This window comes from Streptomyces sp. NPDC002057 (assembly GCF_040296665.1).
GTDB lineage: Bacteria > Actinomycetota > Actinomycetes > Streptomycetales > Streptomycetaceae > Streptomyces.
In genome coordinates this window covers 1-16343 of record NZ_JBEOXR010000021.1, presented here as the reverse complement: position 1 = coordinate 16343, position 16343 = coordinate 1, and the positions used below count along the sequence as shown (strand labels likewise).

Annotated in this window: 14 protein-coding genes; 4 read left to right on the top strand and 10 right to left on the bottom strand. The window is 73.8% G+C overall.

Features of this window, described 5'->3' with window-relative positions:
* Positions 1–26: 26 nt before the first annotated feature.
* Both ABT129_RS18375 and miaB read right to left on the bottom strand, forming a co-directional pair.
* A complete protein-coding gene (locus ABT129_RS18375; RefSeq protein ID WP_351902046.1) occupies positions 27–767 on the bottom strand; it encodes a class III extradiol dioxygenase subunit B-like domain-containing protein in 741 nt (246 codons plus the stop codon).
* A 330-nt stretch (positions 768–1097) separates the two neighbouring features.
* Positions 1098–2618 (bottom strand): tRNA (N6-isopentenyl adenosine(37)-C2)-methylthiotransferase MiaB, encoded by a 1521-nt coding sequence (miaB, locus tag ABT129_RS18370; protein ID WP_351902044.1) that lies wholly within the window; start codon positions 2616–2618, stop codon positions 1098–1100.
* Between the two features lie 250 nt (positions 2619–2868).
* Here miaB and ABT129_RS18365 point away from each other — a divergent pair, with 250 nt between their 5' ends.
* The 3 genes from ABT129_RS18365 (at position 2869) to ABT129_RS18355 (ending at position 5440) form a co-directional block, all read left to right on the top strand.
* The gene (locus ABT129_RS18365; RefSeq protein ID WP_351902042.1) at positions 2869–3531 is read left to right on the top strand and encodes a DedA family protein; all 663 of its coding nucleotides are present in this window, start codon (positions 2869–2871) and stop codon (positions 3529–3531) included.
* Positions 3532–3623: 92 nt separating this feature from the next.
* A complete protein-coding gene (locus ABT129_RS18360; RefSeq protein WP_351902040.1) occupies positions 3624–4805 on the top strand; it encodes a sensor histidine kinase in 1182 nt (393 codons plus the stop codon).
* Complete coding sequence (locus tag ABT129_RS18355) at positions 4796–5440, top strand: response regulator transcription factor (protein WP_351902038.1); 645 nt, start codon at positions 4796–4798, stop codon at positions 5438–5440. The genes ABT129_RS18360 and ABT129_RS18355 overlap by 10 nt, the downstream gene beginning before the upstream one ends.
* A gap of 73 nt (positions 5441–5513) precedes the next feature.
* On the opposite strand, the gene ABT129_RS18350 is transcribed toward ABT129_RS18355, so the two are convergent.
* A complete protein-coding gene (locus ABT129_RS18350; protein WP_351902036.1) occupies positions 5514–6599 on the bottom strand; it encodes a CaiB/BaiF CoA transferase family protein in 1086 nt (361 codons plus the stop codon).
* 150 nt (positions 6600–6749) lie between these two features.
* Here ABT129_RS18350 and ABT129_RS18345 point away from each other — a divergent pair, with 150 nt between their 5' ends.
* The gene (locus ABT129_RS18345) at positions 6750–7166 is read left to right on the top strand and encodes an organic hydroperoxide resistance protein (RefSeq protein ID WP_351902034.1); all 417 of its coding nucleotides are present in this window, start codon (positions 6750–6752) and stop codon (positions 7164–7166) included.
* Between the two features lie 93 nt (positions 7167–7259).
* Here ABT129_RS18345 and hemL read toward each other — a convergent pair whose 3' ends face one another.
* The 7 genes from hemL to ABT129_RS18310 form a co-directional block, all read right to left on the bottom strand.
* Positions 7260–8573, bottom strand: coding sequence for a glutamate-1-semialdehyde 2,1-aminomutase (gene hemL / locus ABT129_RS18340; protein ID WP_351902032.1), 1314 nt, complete (start codon positions 8571–8573; stop codon positions 7260–7262).
* On the bottom strand, positions 8570–10633 hold the full coding sequence (locus ABT129_RS18335; RefSeq protein ID WP_351902030.1) for an acetate--CoA ligase family protein: 2064 nt from the start codon (positions 10631–10633) through the stop codon (positions 8570–8572). Before ABT129_RS18335 ends, hemL begins: the two co-directional genes overlap by 4 nt.
* Entirely contained in the window at positions 10630–12000 is a 1371-nt protein-coding gene (hemA, locus tag ABT129_RS18330) for a glutamyl-tRNA reductase (protein WP_351902028.1), read from the bottom strand. The genes ABT129_RS18335 and hemA overlap by 4 nt, the downstream gene beginning before the upstream one ends.
* Positions 12001–12004: 4 nt before the next feature.
* On the bottom strand, positions 12005–13024 hold the full coding sequence (hemB, locus tag ABT129_RS18325; RefSeq protein ID WP_351902026.1) for a porphobilinogen synthase: 1020 nt from the start codon (positions 13022–13024) through the stop codon (positions 12005–12007).
* A gap of 328 nt (positions 13025–13352) precedes the next feature.
* Positions 13353–14153 (bottom strand): aspartate/glutamate racemase family protein, encoded by an 801-nt coding sequence (locus ABT129_RS18320; RefSeq protein WP_351902024.1) that lies wholly within the window; start codon positions 14151–14153, stop codon positions 13353–13355.
* Positions 14122–15372 carry an FAD-dependent oxidoreductase gene (locus tag ABT129_RS18315; RefSeq protein ID WP_351902022.1) on the bottom strand — a complete coding sequence of 417 codons (1251 nt, stop codon included), beginning with the start codon at positions 15370–15372 and terminating at the stop codon, positions 14122–14124. The genes ABT129_RS18320 and ABT129_RS18315 overlap by 32 nt, the downstream gene beginning before the upstream one ends.
* Positions 15369–16160 carry a maleate cis-trans isomerase family protein gene (locus ABT129_RS18310; protein WP_351902020.1) on the bottom strand — a complete coding sequence of 264 codons (792 nt, stop codon included), beginning with the start codon at positions 16158–16160 and terminating at the stop codon, positions 15369–15371. Before ABT129_RS18310 ends, ABT129_RS18315 begins: the two co-directional genes overlap by 4 nt.
* Positions 16161–16343: the final 183 nt, after the last annotated feature.

Here is a 16343-nt window from a genome sequence, read left to right as displayed (position 1 = left end):
CGTCCGCCGTTTCGTCGGGTGTTCCGTCAGGACCAGGCGGCGACGAAGTACCCCACGCCGTACGGCGCGTCCTCGAACAGCAGCCGGCCGTCCAGACCCGCGCCCTCGGCGGCGCCCGCGAGGACCTGCCAGGGCGCGCGTCCCGCCGCCTTGAGCTCGTCCGCGAGCTCCGTGTCCAGCGCGAGCAGCGCGGCCCCGTCGGCCGCGCCCAGCGCACGGGCGGCCGCCGCGTCGAAGCCCTCGGCCCGCTCGTCCAGGTAGCCGGGGGCCTTGACGGTCCGGCAGGCGCTGCCGTCACCCATCACCAGGAGTGCGACCCGCTCGGCGGAGGCGGCCAGCCCGCGGCCCAGCCCGGCGCAGACGTCGGGTGCGGCCGTCTCGTCGACGCCCAGCCCCTCGATCGGCGCGTCGGCCCAGCCCGCCCGGCCGAGAAGCCAGGCTCCGACGGCGAGGGAGGTGGGCAGGGCGCGGTCGTGGGCCTCTTCGGCCGGGCGGGCGTCGTGGTCGGCCGCCGCGCCTTCGCCGAGCCGTACGGAGAGGTCGACACCGAACCCGGCGAAGGAGCCCACCGCGCCCGCCGGATAGGTACCTCGGGCGCCCCCGGGCGTCGGCCCGACGACGTACAGCCGGTCCGGGCGGGCGGCGGCGAGCAGCCCCACGGCGTCCGCGCAGGCCGCCCGAGCGGCGTCCAGCTCGGGGGCGGCGCCGGTCGCGATCTCGGGCACGAGGAGCGGCGGGCAGGGGCAGACGGCTGCGGCGACAAGCATGATCCGCAGCCTACTGCGCCGCTCCGACGCGACGGCGCGGCTTCCCCGGCGCACGCGTCGGTCGGCCGGTCCGCCGTTCTGTCGGGCGGCCTGCCGGTCCGCCGGTGCGCCGCTCTGGCTCTCTGGCTGGCCGGACGGCGTCTGGCTCTCTGCCCGTGGGCCTGCCCGGCTGTCAGGCGGTCGGACCGCCTGACAGCCCGTCGGCCGGTCGGCCGCTTCGGGCGTACGGGACCGGACGGCCACGCGCGCCCGCCCCGGGCACACCGCCGCCCCGGCGGATTCCCTGCCGGGGCGGTGGCGACGTGCTGGGGTGGCGGTGTGCCGGGTGGGTCAGTGGCTTCCGCAGGCCGGGACCTCGGCCGCCGGGAGCGGGGCCGGGACGCCGATCTTCGGGAGACCGAGGAGGACGCCGGTGGGCTTCGTCGCCGTGCGCTTCTCCCAGGCGTCGCCCGCGCGGGTACGGCGCACCGACGTGACGGCGCCCTCGGCGAGCAGGTGGTGCGGGGCCGCGTAGGTGATCTCGACGGTCACGACGTCGCCGGGGCGGACGTCCTCGTCCGGCTTGGTGAAGTGGACGAGCCGGTTGTCGGGGGCGCGGCCGGAGAGGCGGTCGGTGGCGCCGTCCTTGCGGCCCTCGCCCTCGGCGACCATGACCTCCAGGGTGCGGCCGACCTGCTTCTTGTTCTCCTCCCAGGAGATCTCCTCCTGGAGGGCGACGAGCCGCATGTAGCGCTCCTGCACGACCTCCTTGGGGATCTGGTGGTCCATGTCGGCCGCCGGGGTCCCGGGACGCTTGGAGTACTGGAAGGTGAAGGCGTTCGCGAAGCGGGCCTCGCGCACGGTGTGCATGGTCTGCTCGAAGTCCTCCTCGGTCTCGCCCGGGAAGCCCACGATGATGTCGGTGGAGATGGCCGCGTGCGGGATGGCGGCGCGGACCTTCTCGATGATGCCCAGGAACCGCTCCTGCCGGTACGAGCGGCGCATCGCCCGGAGGATCGAGTCCGAGCCGGACTGGAGCGGCATGTGCAGCTGCGGCATGACGTTCGGCGTCTCGGCCATCGCCGCGATCACGTCGTCGGTGAAGTCGCGGGGGTGCGGGGAGGTGAAGCGGACCCGCTCCAGTCCCTCGATCTGTCCGCAGGCGCGCAGCAGCTTGGAGAAGGCCTCGCGGTCGCCGAGGTCGGAGCCGTACGCGTTGACGTTCTGGCCGAGCAGGGTGATCTCGGAGACGCCCTCGGCGACCAGGGCCTCGATCTCGGCGAGGATGTCGCCGGGCCGGCGGTCCTCCTCCTTGCCGCGCAGGGCCGGGACGATGCAGAAGGTGCAGGTGTTGTTGCAGCCGACGGAGATCGAGACCCAGGCGGCGTACGCGGACTCGCGGCGGGTCGGCAGCGTGGAGGGGAAGGCCTCCAGCGACTCGGCGATCTCGATCTGGGCCTCCTCCTGCACGCGGGCGCGCTCCAGGAGGACGGGCAGCTTGCCGATGTTGTGCGTGCCGAAGACCACGTCGACCCAGGGGGCCCGGCTGACGATGGTCTCGCGGTCCTTCTGCGCGAGACAGCCGCCGACGGCGATCTGCATGCCGGGGCGCGTGGTCTTCATGGGGGCGAGCCGGCCGAGGTTGCCGTACAGCTTGTTGTCGGCGTTCTCACGGACCGCGCAGGTGTTGAAGACGACGACGTCGGCGTCCCCGTCGGAGCCCTTGGGGGCCTTGACGTAACCCGCCTCTTCCAGCAGACCGGAGAGCCGCTCGGAGTCGTGGACGTTCATCTGGCACCCGTAGGTGCGGATCTCATAGGTCTTGGTGCCGTCAACGCTCACTGCGGTGCTCCGGTCGCTGCTGCTCGTCATGCGTCCAAGGGTAGGCGGTCCGTGGAGAGCCTCCGCCCGGCCCGGGAAGCCCCGGGCGCCCCGTACCGTGAGAGTGCCGGGGATCCCGCCCCGCGGTTTTCCGCAGGGTGGGAGGTGCGGGGAACACCACCGGGGCGGACGGCAACCCTCGTACCGGCGCCGAGCTGCGCTTCCTACCTTGGTGGGAGCGGAACGGGGCCCGCCCCCGCCCGCCCCCGCCCGTCCTCGTCACCGTCCTCCTGGAGTCCTCATGAACCTCACCGCCACGGCGCTCGCCCAGCAGCCCGCGGACGGCGTCGCCGGCTGGGCCGCCGACCTCGTCGACACGATGGGCGGCCCGGGAGCCGGTCTGGCGATCGCCCTGGAGAACCTCTTTCCGCCGCTGCCCAGCGAGGTGATCCTGCCGCTCACCGGCTTCGCCGCAGGGCAGGGGGTGCTCAGCCTGGCCTCGGCGCTGTTCTGGACGACGCTCGGCTCGGTGGTCGGCGCGGTGGCGCTCTACTGGATCGGGGCCCTCTTCGGCCGGGAGCGGATGCACGCGCTCTGGGGGAAGCTGCCCCTGGTGAAGGCCTCGGACCTGGTCCGTACCGAGGAGTGGTTCGCGAAGCACGGCACCAAGGCCGTCTTCCTCGGCCGGATGGTGCCGATCTTCCGGAGCCTGATATCGGTGCCCGCCGGTGTCGAGCGGATGCCGTTGCCCCTGTTCGTCACGCTCACCACGCTCGGCAGCCTCATCTGGAACAGCGTCCTCGTGATGGCCGGCTACTGGCTGGGCGACCGGTGGGACGTCGTGGAGACCTATGTCGGCCTCCTGTCGAAGATCGTCCTGGTCCTCGTCGTCGTCGCCGTCGCGGCCTACGTGGCGGTCCGGGTGCGAAGCCGGGGCCGGACCGGGCGCCGCCGCGCCTCGTGACCCCCGGCTCCCCTTCCGCCGGTACGGCCCCGCCTCCCGCGCGGCCCGGGCGATCTTGCCCGGGCCGTGCGGGCGCACTAGCCTCGGGCCCCGTGCGGGGGGATGCGGCGGACGGCGGCGACGAGGCCGACACCCGTACGACCACCCCCTCCTGGCCCCGGCGCGGTCTCGGCGTCCTCCTCGGCAGCGCGACCGCGCTCCTCGGCGCCGTCCACTTCCTCGTCGCCGGCGTGGTCCTCGGCCCGTTCCTGCTCGGGCCGCGCACCCGCTCCGGCGCCCTGGCGATCCTGATGGTCGGCGCCAGGCGCCTGGCCGCCCTCGAACGGGCCCGCCGCTCCGCCTTCTTCGGCGACCTCTTCCCCGAGCACTACAAGGCCTCCGACCGGAGGATCCTGCGCTACCTCGCGATCCGCGCCTCCACCGGACTGCTGTGCGGGGTGGTCGTCGGGCTCCTCGTCCTCGGCGCGGTCCTGGCCGGGCTGCTGGTCTCCGGAGCGGTCCGGGGCACCCTCGGCTGGGACGAGCTGCTCACCCAGGTCCTGCTCGGGGGCGTCCTGCTCTTCCTGGACGTCCAGGGGCTGTACTCGCTGGCCGCGCTCGACGCCCGTACCGCCCGCGCGTGCTTCGGTCCCTCCGAGCGGGAGCTGCTGCGGCGCCGCATCGACGAACTGGCGACCAGCCGGGCCGCGGTCGTCGAGGCGGTCGACGCCGAGCGGCGGCGCATCGAGCGCGATCTCCACGACGGGGTCCAGCAGCGCCTGGTGGCGCTGGCCGTGCTCATCGGGCGGGCCCGCCGGGGCCGTACCGCCGAGCAGGCCGCCGCGCTGCTCCTCCAGGCGCACGAGGAGTCCCGGGGCGTGCTCACCGAACTGCGCGAGGTGGCCTGGCGGGTCTACCCGTCGGCGCTGGACAGCCTCGGGCTGGAAGAGGCGCTCGGCGGGGTCGCCGAGCGGTGCGGCATTCCGCTGCGGACCCGTTTCGAGGTCGGCGCCCCCCTGCCCCGGCCGGTGGAGACCGCCGCCTACTTCGTGGTGTCGGAGGCCGTGACCAACGCGGCCAAGCACTCCGCCGCCTCGGCGATCTCGGTGGCGGTGGCGCTCGACGGGGCACTGCTCACCGTCCGGGTCGAGGACGACGGCACGGGTGGCGCGGACGGGACCGGCGGCGGGCTGACCGGGCTGCGCAGCCGGGTGGCCGCGCTCGACGGCGTCCTGCACGTCCACAGCCCCCTCGGGGGACCCACCACCATCACCGCGGAGCTGCCGTGCGCGTAATCCTGGCCGAGGACTCGACCCTGCTGCGCGAGGGCCTGGTCAGGCTGCTCGTCGAGGAGGGCCACGAGGTCCTGGCGGCGCTGGGCGACGCGGTGACCCTGGTCGAGGAGGTCGGGGAGCGGCGGCCGGACATCGTCGTCGTCGACGTCCGGATGCCCCCGACCCATACGGACGAGGGGCTGCGGGCGGCCGTCGAGATCCGGGAACGGTGGCCCGAGGTCAGCGTCCTCGTCCTCTCGCAGTACATCGAGCGCCACTACGCGGCCAAGCTCCTCGCGTCCAGTGCCGAGCGGGTCGGCTATCTGCTGAAGGACCGGGTGGCGCAGGTCGAGGAGTTCCTCGACGCGCTGGAGCGGATCCACGCGGGCGGGGCGGCGATCGACCCGGAGGTCGTACGGCAGCTGGTCGTCCGGACCACGCGCGGGGACCCGCTGGCGCGGCTCACCCCACGGGAGCGGACGGTCCTGGAGGCGCTCGCGGAGGGCCACACGAACACGGCCATCGGGCAGAAGCTGCACCTCTCGCTGAGCTCGGTGGAGAAGAACCTCAACTCCGTCTTCGACAAGCTGGAGCTGTCCCGGACGACCGGCTACAGCCGGCGGATCCTGGCGGTGCTCCGCTATCTGGAGTCGTAGCGGGGCCGAGGGCCCTGACGGACCCGTTCCGTGGCGGTCGCCCGCCACGGGCGGGTCCGTTGCCCGCTGTCCGCTATCCGCGCCACTCGGCGAGGACCTCGCCGGTGTGCTCGCCGGGGAGCGGGGAGCGGCCCGGGGCCTCGGCCGGGGTGCGGTCGAAGCGGGAGGGCGGAGCGGGCTGGAGGGTGTCGCCGATCTCCACGAAGGAGCCCCGGGCGGCGAGTTGGTGGTGTCCGGCCGCCTCGGCGGCGGTGAGGACCGGGGCGACCCCGGCGTCCACGGCGTCGAAGACCTTCACCCAGTGCTCCCGGTCCGCGGTCGCGAAGCGGGCGGCGATCAGCTCGCGCAGCGCGGGCCAGTCGGCCGGGTCGGCGCGGTCGGGGAGCCCCTCGGTGTCCGCGAGGCCCAGCTGGTCCAGGAGGTTCTGGTAGAGCTTGGGTTCGATGGCGGCGACCGCGAGGTGACGGCCGTCGGCGGCCCGGTAGAGCGAGTAGTGCGGGGCGTCGGTGACGGTGTGGTTGCCGGGGACCTCGCGCCACTGGTGGACCAGGGTGGAGATGAGCGCGGCGCCGTCCGCGAGGGCGGTGTCGACGACCTGGCCCCGGCCCGAGCGCTCCCGCTCGTGGAGCGCGGCGAGCAGCCCGTGGACGTGGACGTTGGCGCCGCCGGCGAAGCTGGAGAGGTACGCGGTGGGGGGCGGCTGCGGGTCGCCGGTGGCCGGGTCGGTGTCGAGGGCGCCGGTGAGGGCCAGGACCGCCAGGTCGTGGGCGGCGCGTCCGGCCCACTCGCCCTGCTGGCCCCAGCCGCTGACCCGCCCGTAGACCAGGCGCGGGTTGCGGGCGAGGGCCGCCTCGGGGCCGATGCCGAGGCGGTCGGCGACGCCGGGGCGGAAGCCCTCGACGAGGATGTCCGCGTGCTCGACGAGCGACAGGGCCTGCTCGACCCCTTCGGGGCTCTTGAGGTCGAGGGCGACCGAACGGCGTCCGCGGGAGAGCGGGTTCTCCGCCGGACGCGGGGCGTCGGGGCCGGGGGTCGCGCCGGGCGCCCGGTCGACCCGTACGACATCGGCACCGAGACCGGACAGGACGGTGCCGACGAACGCGGTCGGCGCCGATCCCGCGAATTCCAGTACGCGCACTCCGGTCAGCGGTCCTGCCATGGCCAACTCCCTCGTTTCTCCGGTTTCCTGACGCGTTCCACGCTAATCCTGGGGCGGGGGGAAGAAACTGCGGAGATCCGTAGCGCCCGGAATTCGACGGCGCCCGAGAATGGTCGAATTCCCCCTTCCCTCTTCCGAAAGGCCTGACTCATGGCCGTCGTCTACACCGCCGAGGTCACCTCCACCGGAGACGGGCGCAACGGCGCCGTGCGCTCCTCCGACGGGCTGCTCGACCTTCCGCTGTCGAGCCCCAAGGCCGTGGGCGGTTCCGGCACCGCCACCAACCCCGAGCAGCTCTTCGCCGCCGGCTACGCCGCCTGCTTCCACAGCGCGCTCCGGGTCTCCGCGCGCGAGTCCAGGGTCGCGCTCGCGGACGACACCGTCGTCGCCGAGGTGGCGCTGCACAAGGAGGAGAGCGGATTCCACCTGTCGGTGGTCCTGACCGTCGAACTGCCCGGACTCGACGCCGCCGAGGCCCGTCGGCTCGCCGACGCGGCGCACGGGCGCTGCCCGTACTCGAAGGCGATCCGCGGGAATGTCGAGGTGCGGGTGAATATCGCGGCGTGAGCCGCCTCGTTCCTTTCGGATGAAAGCCGGGAAAGCCCCCGTGGCAGCGACCACGGGGGCTTTCCCGGCTTTCCCTCGCGTACGGCCCTGGCGTCAGGGCGTCGCCGCCGCGGCGGCCGCGGCCGCCGCGGGCAGCGCCTCGACCACCCGGCTCACCGCCCGGTCGTCGTGCGAGGCGGAGATGAACCAGGCCTCGAAGGGCGACGGCGGCAGGTAGACGCCCTGGCGCAGCAGCTCGTGGAAGAAGGGGGTGTAGCGGTACGACTCCGTGGCGCGGACGCCGTCGAAGTCGACCACGTCGTCCTCGGTGAAGAAGACCGAGAACATGGTCCCGGAGTACTGCAGCCGGTGGGCCACGCCCTCCTTCGTCAGCGCGGCGGAGACCTCGCGGCCGATCGTCTCCGAGACGTGGTCGAGCCGCTCGTACACCTCGGGGGTGCTGTGCCGCAGGGTGGCGAGGCCGGCGGCGGTGGCGACCGGGTTCCCCGAGAGCGTGCCCGCCTGGTAGACGGGTCCGGCCGGGGCGAGGTGGCCCATGACGTCGGCGCGGCCGCCGAAGGCCGCCGCCGGGAAGCCGCCGCCCATGACCTTGCCGAAGGTCAGCAGGTCGGGGGCGACGCCGTCCCGCCCGTACCAGCCGGAGCGGCTGGCCCGGAAGCCGGTCATCACCTCGTCGGAGATGAACAGGGCCCCGTGACGGGCGGTGATCTCCTTGAGGCCGGCGTTGAAGCCGGGCAGCGGCGGGACCGCGCCCATGTTGCCGGGGGCGGCCTCCGTGATGACGGCGGCGATCTCGTCGCCGATCTCGGCGAAGACCTTCTCGACGGCGGCCAGGTCGTTGTACGGCAGGACGATCGTGTCGCTCGCCTGGGCGCCGGTGACTCCCGGGGTGTCGGGGAGGGCGAAGGTGGCGAGGCCCGAGCCGGCGGAGGCGAGGAGCGCGTCCACGTGGCCGTGGTAGCAGCCCGCGAACTTCACGATCTTGCCGCGTCCGGTGAAGCCGCGCGCGAGCCGGATCGCCGACATCGTCGCCTCGGTGCCGGAGCTGACGAGGCGGACCTGCTCGACCGGGGCGACCCGGTCGACGATCTCCTCGGCGAGTTCGACCTCTCCGGTGGACGGCGCCCCGAAGGAGGTGCCGTGCTCCAGGGCCCGGGTGACGGCCTCGACGACGGCCGGGTGCCGGTGGCCCAGGATCATCGGGCCCCAGGAGCAGATCAGGTCGACGTACTCGTTGCCGTCGCTGTCGGTGAGGTACGGGCCCTGCGCCGAGGCGATGAAGCGGGGGGTGCCGCCGACGGCGCCGAAGGCGCGGACCGGGGAGTTGACGCCGCCGGGGGTGACCTTGCGGGCCCGCTCGAAGAGCGCCTTGCTGCGGGTCTCGCCGTGGCTCGCCGTGCCGCTCATCGGCCCGCCTCCTCTGAGGTGTCGAAGCTGAGCGCCGCGTCGAGGACGACGGCGCCCCGGGGAAGGACGCGGACCGGGTTCAGGTCGAGGGCGAAGCCGGCCGGCCAGTCCTGGACGAGTGCGCCGACCTTGTGGAGGAGTTCGGCCGCGGCCGCCACGTCGACGGCGGCCCGGCCGCGGGTGCCCGCGAGTATCTTGGCGCCGCGCAGCCCGGCGAGGAGTTCGGCGCCCTCGCCCGGGGCCAGCGGCAGGAGCCGGTGGCCGACGTCGTCCAGGACCTCGGTGAAGATCCCGCCGAGGCCGGCGGTGAGCACCGGGCCCAGGTCGGTGGTGTGGACGCCGACGATCAGCTCGACGCCTTCGGCTCCCTCGTCGATCAACTCCTCGACGAGCACCTGACCGCCGAGGGCGGCGAGCCGGGCGTGGGCCTCGGGCGCGGTGTCGGCGGTGACGCCGATCTCGACGCCGCCGGCCTCCGTCTTGTGGAGCAGGCCCGGGACGACGGCCTTGAGGACCGCCGTACCGCCGGCCTCGGTCACGGCTCGGACCGCGTCCTCGGCGTCGACGGCGATCCGCCCCTTGGGCACGTCGATCCCGGCCTCGGCGAGGAGCCGCTTCAGTTCGGGCTCGGTGGCCTCGGCGCCCGGGCCGGGCACCGTGCCGGGGCGCGGGGCGTCCGGCAGCGTACGGGGGCGGCTGACCTCCCACAGGGCGGCGGCGGCGCGCAGGGCGCGGGCCGGCGTCGGGTACTCGGGGAGACCGGCCTCGCGCAGGTCGCGCGGGGCGTCGGGGGCGAGGAAGTCGGCGCCGGTGCGGGCGACGAGGATGGGCTTGCCGCCCTTCTCGGCGGCCCGGGAGAGGGCGTTGACGGCCTTCTCGACGTCCGGTCCGGCCATCACGCAGAAGGCGGCGACGATGATGTCGACGGTGTCGTCGGCGATCAGGACGTCGAGGGAGCGGTCGAAGAGCGAGGGGTCGCTGAGGACGGTCGCCGTGATGTCGACCGGGTTGTCGATGGCGCCGAAGGCGGGGACGATCTCGGCGAGCGCCTCCTTGCTGCGGGGTTCCAGGGCGCTGAGTTCGAGGCCGTGGGCCTCGACGGCGTCGGCGGCGAGGATGCCGGAGCCGCCGGAGGTGGTGACGACGGCGACGCGGTTGCCGGTGGGGCGCCGCTCGGACTCGAAGACCCGTGCCACGTCGAGGAGTTCGTCGATGTCGTCGACGCGGACGATGCCGAGACCGCGCAGGGCGGCGTCCAGGACGCGGTCGTCGGTGGCGAGGGCCCCGGTGTGCGAGGCGGCGGCGCGGCCGCCGGCCTCCGTACGGCCCGACTTGAGGAGGGCGACGGGCTTGCCGGAGCCGGCCAGTTCGCGCAGGGTCCCGATGTCCGGGGTGTCCTCCAGGTAGCCGAGCAGGCCGGTGACCTCGGGGACGGTGGCGAGTTCGCGGAGCACTTCGAGGGCGGTGACGTCGGCGTCGTTGCCGGTGCTGACCACCCAGCCCGGGCGCAGGCCCCGCTCGAGGGCCAGGCTGGCGGCGCCGAAGCCGAGGGCGCCGCTCTGGCTGACGAAGGCGAGGGTGCCGGGCTCGAAGGGCACGGACTCGGCGCCGAAGAGAGGGCTGAAGGTGGCGAGGACGCGGTTCTCGTAGGCGACGGCGCCGATGCAGTTCGGGCCGATGATCCGCAGGCCGCCGGCGCGGGCCTTCGCGACGACCTCGGCCTGGAGGCGGGCGCCCTCCTCGCCGGTCTCGGCGAAGCCGGAGGAGGCGATGACGGCGAGCTTGACGCCGGCGGCGACGCAGTCGTCGACGGCGCCGAGGACCCGTTCGGCGGAGACCATGATCAGCGCCAGGTCGACCGGTCCGGGGGCGTCCTTCACGCTGGGGTACGCGGGGACGCCGAGGATCTCCGGGGAGCGCGGGTTGACCGGCAGAATGCGGCCCTTGAAGCCGTACCGGAGCAGGTAGTCGAGCGGCTTGCGGCCCAGGGCTCCGGGGCGCTCGCTGGCGCCGATGACGGCGATGGATTCGGCTTCCCAGAGGGCCGAGATGTCACTCATGCGATGGCCTCGATCTTTGTCTCGTTCGGGTCGTTCGTGCTGGTGGGACTGGTGGTGCCGGGCTCTCCCGCCTCGCCCTCGGCGGCGGCGAAGAGGCGGGTGAAGGCGGCGATGTGCCGGGCCCCGTCCGGGTCGGCCGCCAACTCCCGTACGAGCACGGTCGGCTGGTGCAGGGCCTTGTCGACGATGCGCCGTACGCTGCGGTCGATCTCCCGTCGTACCGAGCCGTCGAGACCCTCCAACCGGCGTGCCAGCCGGTCGAGTTCGGCCTCCGCCGCCTCGGTCGCTGCGGTACGGAGTGCGGTGAGCACGGGCTTGGCGCCGGCCAGCCGGAGCCCGGTGCGGAACTGCTCGACCTCCGCGTCGATCAGTTCGTGCGCGGCCTGGACGCTGGCCGCCGAGATCTCGTCCTCCTGCCCCTCCTCCGCGATCCGGCGCAGGTCGACGAAGGTGACGCCGGGCAGCTCCGCCGCGCCGGGCGCGATGTTGTGCGGCAGCGACAGGTCGAGCAGGAACAGCTCGCGGCCGTCCCGGGCGGCGAGCGCCTCCTCGACATCGCGGGCGGAGACGAGGTGGCCGGTGGCGGCGGTCGCGCCGACCACCACGTCCACCTCGGTGAGCAGCCGGGGCAGTTCCGTCAGGTCGTACCCCACTCCCCCGGTGGTCTCGGCGAGGCGCTGGGCCTTCTCCGGGGTGCGGTTGGCGACGTGCACCCGGTCGAGGCCGGAGCGGCGCAGCGCCGCGACGACGACTCCGGCGAAGGCGCCGGCGCCGATGACCAGGGCGGTCTTGCCGTGCAGGGAGCCGACCTCGCGCTCGAAGAAACCGAGTCCGGCGGTGGCGAGCGAGCGGCCCGCCTCGTTGAGCCCGGTCTCGTTGCGGGCCCGCTTGCCGACCCGCAGGGCGGTCTGCACGGCCTTGCCGAGGACCCCGCCGGTCCGGTCGAGCCGCTGGGACCGTTCGAGGCCCAGCTTGACCTGGCCGAGGATCTGGTCCTCTCCGACGACGACCGATTCGAGTCCTGAGGCCACGGCGAAGAGGTGGCGTACGGCCCGGTCGGCGTGGTGGCTGTAGAGGTGCGGGGCGATCTCCTCGTGGTCGACGCCGGTGTGCTGGGCGAACAGCGCGCCGAGGCCGTCGAGTTCGCCGGGGCTGCCGGGGCCGGAGGGGCCGCCCCGGGTCTCGGCGTAGATCTCCAGGCGGTTGCAGGTGGAGACGACGACGGCGGCGTCGATGCCGTCGACGGAGGTCACGTCGGAGACGAGCTCCTCGGCGGGCCGGTCGGTCCCGGCGAGTCTCTCCAGGAGGTCGAGCGGGGCGCTGGCATGGCTGATGCCGAGGACCAGCATGGAGGAGGACGGGGTCACCGGGTCACCGGTCCAGCGTCTGGGCGAACTCGGAGGCCCAGTAGGTGATGATCTGCGTGGCGCCCGCGCGGTGGATGGAGGCGAGGCTCTCGCGGACGACCTGGTCGCGGTCGATCCAGCCCTTGGCGGCGGCCGCCTCGACCATCGAGTACTCGCCGGAGACCTGGTAGGCGGCGACGGGCACCTGCACGTGGTCGGCGATGAGCCGGACGATGTCGAGGTAGGCGAGGGCGGGCTTGACCATCACGAGGTCGGCGCCCTCGGCGACGTCCAGCGAGACCTCCAGGAGGGATTCGCGGATGTTGCCGGGGAACTGCTGGTAGCCCTTGCGGTCGCCGCGCAGGGTGGACTCGACGGCGTCGCGGAAGGGGCCGTAGAAGTGGGAGGCGTACTTGGCGGAGTAGCCGAGGATGGCCACCGACTGGTGGCCGGCCCGGTCGAGCGCCTCGCGGATACGGCGGACCTGGCCGTCCATCATGCCGCTGGGGGCGACGATCTGGGCGCCCGCGTCGGCCTGGACGACGGCGGCCTGCGCGTACAGCTCGATGCTGGCGTCGTTGTCGACGTCGCCGTCGGCGTCGAGGACGCCCGTGTGACCGTGGTCGGTGTACTCGTCGAGGTTGATGTCGCCGATGATCACGGTGGAGTCGCCGACCTCGGCGACGACGTCGCGCAGGGCGACCTGGAGGATGCCGTCGGGGTCGACGGCGCCGGTGCCGGTGGGGTCCTTGTGCTCGGGGATGCCGAAGAGGATGAGTCCGCCGACCCCGTTGGCGACCGCCTCGGCGGCGGCCTTGCGGAGGGTGTCGCGGGTGTGCTGGAAGACACCCGGCATGGAGGGGATCTCACGCGCTTCGGTGAGGCCCTCGCGGAGGAAGAGGGGCTGGACGAGGTTGGCGGGGCCGACGCGGGTCTCGGCGGCGAACCGGCGCAGCGCGGGGGTGCGGCGCAGCCGGCGGGGGCGGTAGTAAGGGGCGGCGGGGTCGGTGGCCGCGGTGTTGCGGCCGTAGGCGTCGTACGTCATGAGCGTGACTCCTTCGAGAGCGTGGCGGCGTGCGGGACGCGGAGAGGTACGGGGTGCGCGGCGTGGGGGGCCGCGGGGTGCGGGTCCCGGTGTGCGGGGTGCGCGGCGCGGGGACCTGCGGTGCGGGGGTGTGCGGGGTGCGGGTCCCGGGGACTCGCGGTGCGGAGGTGTGCGGGGTGCGGGTCCCGGAGGTTCGCGGTGCGGTGGTGCGCGGCATGCGGGTCCCGGTGGCTCGCGGGGTGTGCGGTGCCGGGGAGTGCGGCATGCGGTGGCCGGTGTGGGACCGGGGCGGCGGGCAGGGCGGACAGGAAGGCGGACACGGCATCTTCTAGAGCGCCTCGCCGAGGAACACCTGCTCCAGGTGCTTGGCGACGGGCTCTTCGGGGCGGCTGAACCAGTAGCCGTGCCCGCTGCGCTGGAAGAGCTTCAGCTCCCCGAGCTTGACGAGGGTCTCGGCGAGCTTGACGGCGAGTCCGGCGGGGTCGATCACCGGCAGGCCGTGCAGCTCGTGGATGCCGAGGTGCCAGAGGATCTCGTTGGGGATGCCCTCGGCGGGGATGATGACCTCGGCGCCGGCCTTGGCCGCGCGCAGGGCGGCGGCCGAGTACACCTCGACGAACTCGTCGAAGTCCCCCTCCAGGGAGCGGTGCACCGAGTCCCAGCCGCCGGGGACGACCTCGTACGAGCTCAGCGAGGACTCCAGGCGGTACTGCCGGATGTTGGCCCGGATGGGCTCTTCGAGGGGCGGCATGAAGCCGAGGACGCCGAAGCGCTGCCCGGTGAGCGCCGAGAGGAAGAAGGCCGTCTCGCCGTAGCCGAGGGTGGGGATCGAGGCGAGGTGGCGGGCGTCGCGCAGGCCGGGGTCCTGCCCGGCGGCGATCACCCAGGCGTCGTAGCCCTCCCGCTCCGCGACGAGCGCGGACTCGGAGAAGTGGCGGCTGAAGAGCACCTGGGCGGAGTGGTGGCCCACCAGACCGAAGGGTGTGCGGTCGGGGTACGTGTCGGCCGGCAGGGTCTTGATGTCGATGGTGGTGCCCGGTGCGGCGATCGCGTCGAGGTGCTCGCGATACCACTGGTCGAGCAGGGGCAGACGTCCCTCAACGGTGTGCTTGTGAAACCAGATCCGCATGTGCCTCACCTTTCAGTGGTCGTGGTGCGACGTCGAGAAGTGATGCCGTGAACAGGTAGTCGGTGGCCGCGCGGGGGTCCTCGGCGGTGCGCCTCAGGGAGGCGAGCCGGGCGGGGAGTTCGGCCGCGCTGTCCAGTCCGGCCGTGCGGGCCTCGCTGCGCGGGATGACGGCGGTCTCGACGACGGAACGGCGCCGTTCGAGGGCCGCGTCGAGCACGGCCTCGCCCGCCCCGTCGCCCCGCAGGACGGCGGCGAGGGCCCGGCCGGTCTCCACGGCGTCGTGGATCCCGCAGTTCATGTTCAGACCGCCGGCCGTGGAGGTCAGATGGGCCGCGTCCCCGGCGAAGAGCACCCTGCCCGCCCGGTAGCGGGGCAGCAGGAACCGCGCGAGGCGGTAGGTGTGCGCGTCGGCGATCCGCACGGCCCGCCCGGCGGCCCCCGGCAGGGCCTGCTCGACCCTGGCCCGTACGGCGTCGGGTGCGAGCACCGCGTCCCGGTCCGTCCCCCGGGGGATCCGGAAGATCAGCCGCCAGTGGTCGGGCATGCCGAGCGCGCTGAACGAGCCCCGCCGGTCACGGACGTAGGAGAGCGCGGCGAGTCCGGGGACCAGCTCGTCGAGCGGGGTCTCCGTGACCACGCGGAGCGCGTAGTCCGGGTACTCCTCGGCGGTGCCGGGGAGTCCGGCGAGCTCGCGCAGCCGGCTGCGGCTGCCGTCGGCCGCGAGGACGTACGGGTGGCGGGTGACGGTGATCCGCCCCGCCCCGTCCTCGGTCCGCAGCCGCACCCCGTCGCCGGCGTCCTCCGCCCCGGTGACGGTGGTCCCGAAGCGGATGTCGGCGAGGCCGGTCGCGGCCAGCTCGGCGAGCAGCAGGGGGGTGAGCCGGGCCTGTTCGACATGGAGCCGGTACGGGTGACCGGTGTGCCCGGCGAGCAGGGAGTAGTCGAGCTCGGCGTGGACGACTCCGTCCAGGTCGCGCCAGTGGACGCGGTCGACGGTACGGCCCTGGCGGCGCAGGGCGGCGGCGACGCCGAGTTCGTCGAGGAGGTCGAGGGTGGACGGGTGGAAGGTGGAGGCGCGGGACTCGGTGGCGAGCGCGTCCCGGGACTCCAGGAGCGTCACCGGCACGCCGGTCCGGGCGAGGACGAGCGCGGCGGTCAGCCCCACGGGCCCGGCGCCGACGACGGCGACCGGTCCACGGGAGCCGGTGTCGCCGCTCACGGCACGGCCACGGCATCACGGCCGGTGACGGTGTCGTGGCCGGGGCGACCGCCGCCGGTCCGCTCCGCGAGCCGGCGCAGCAGCGGGTGGGCGTCCGGTCCTTCGACCGGGAGGCCGAGGGTGTCCCGGGCCCACCAGGCGCTCGCCAGGTTGGAGGTGAGCAGGGTCTGCCCGCCGTCCCGTCCGAGCTCGGCCAGCGCGTCGAAGGTGAACATGCCGGTGCCGGTGAACAACAGGGTCGCGTCCTCGGGGAGTTCGGCCTCCCGTACCTGCGCGACGAGTTCGTCGGTGGTCACGTCGTACGGGGAGAAGCGGGCGCCGGCCCGGATCTTGACCACGCGGTCGACCGTGAGGCCGGCCGACTCCCAGTAGGCGTGCGACAGTTCGGTGAGCCAGGGCTCGTACGGCGAGATCAGGACAAGACGTTCGGAGCCGACCGCCCGTGCGGTGTCGAGGATCGCGAGGGCCGCGGACCGTACGGGGGCTCCCACGCGCTCGGAGAGCTCCGCGCAGAGCGCGCGGTCGCCGTCCGGGGTCAGCAGGTAGTGCGAGCCGGTGCAGGAGACGACGGCCGCGTCGAGGCGCAGCCCGCCGAAGTTCCCCAGCACGTCGGGGAGTACGTCGTTGTACTTCTCCAGTCGACCGCGGAGGTCCTTTCCGGGAAGTACCGGGAACCGTGAGGTGTGGACATTGAATGCGGGGCTGACGAGGCTGCCGATCTCGGGTTCGGCTGCGGCGTTTCCCGAGGGAACCACCACTCCGAGTCGCGGCGCCGAATGCAGAGCCATGAACGAGTCTCTCCCATCCGTCGGTGCCATTGACATCACCGTACGAGCCGAACGCCACTCACATCGATACGGGATTCCGCACCCGTGGCCGGAAGCCGACATACGGACGGCGCCGCACCGTGAATACGCCTCCTTGGGCGCCCGCCCCGACAGGTGCGCCATGACCTGGAGCTGTTCGGCCAC

Coding starts and splice junctions, on each gene's coding strand:
- ABT129_RS18375 (WP_351902046.1), bottom strand. CDS start 767: ATGCTTGTCGCCGCAGCCGTCTGCCCCTGCCCGCCGCTCCTCGTGCCC.
- miaB (WP_351902044.1), bottom strand. CDS start 2,618: ATGACGAGCAGCAGCGACCGGAGCACCGCAGTGAGCGTTGACGGCACC.
- ABT129_RS18365 (WP_351902042.1), top strand. CDS start 2,869: ATGAACCTCACCGCCACGGCGCTCGCCCAGCAGCCCGCGGACGGCGTC.
- ABT129_RS18350 (WP_351902036.1), bottom strand. CDS start 6,599: ATGGCAGGACCGCTGACCGGAGTGCGCGTACTGGAATTCGCGGGATCG.
- ABT129_RS18345 (WP_351902034.1), top strand. CDS start 6,750: ATGGCCGTCGTCTACACCGCCGAGGTCACCTCCACCGGAGACGGGCGC.
- hemL (WP_351902032.1), bottom strand. CDS start 8,573: ATGAGCGGCACGGCGAGCCACGGCGAGACCCGCAGCAAGGCGCTCTTC.
- ABT129_RS18335 (WP_351902030.1), bottom strand. CDS start 10,633: ATGAGTGACATCTCGGCCCTCTGGGAAGCCGAATCCATCGCCGTCATC.
- hemB (WP_351902026.1), bottom strand. CDS start 13,024: ATGACGTACGACGCCTACGGCCGCAACACCGCGGCCACCGACCCCGCC.
- ABT129_RS18320 (WP_351902024.1), bottom strand. CDS start 14,153: ATGCGGATCTGGTTTCACAAGCACACCGTTGAGGGACGTCTGCCCCTG.
- ABT129_RS18310 (WP_351902020.1), bottom strand. CDS start 16,160: ATGGCTCTGCATTCGGCGCCGCGACTCGGAGTGGTGGTTCCCTCGGGA.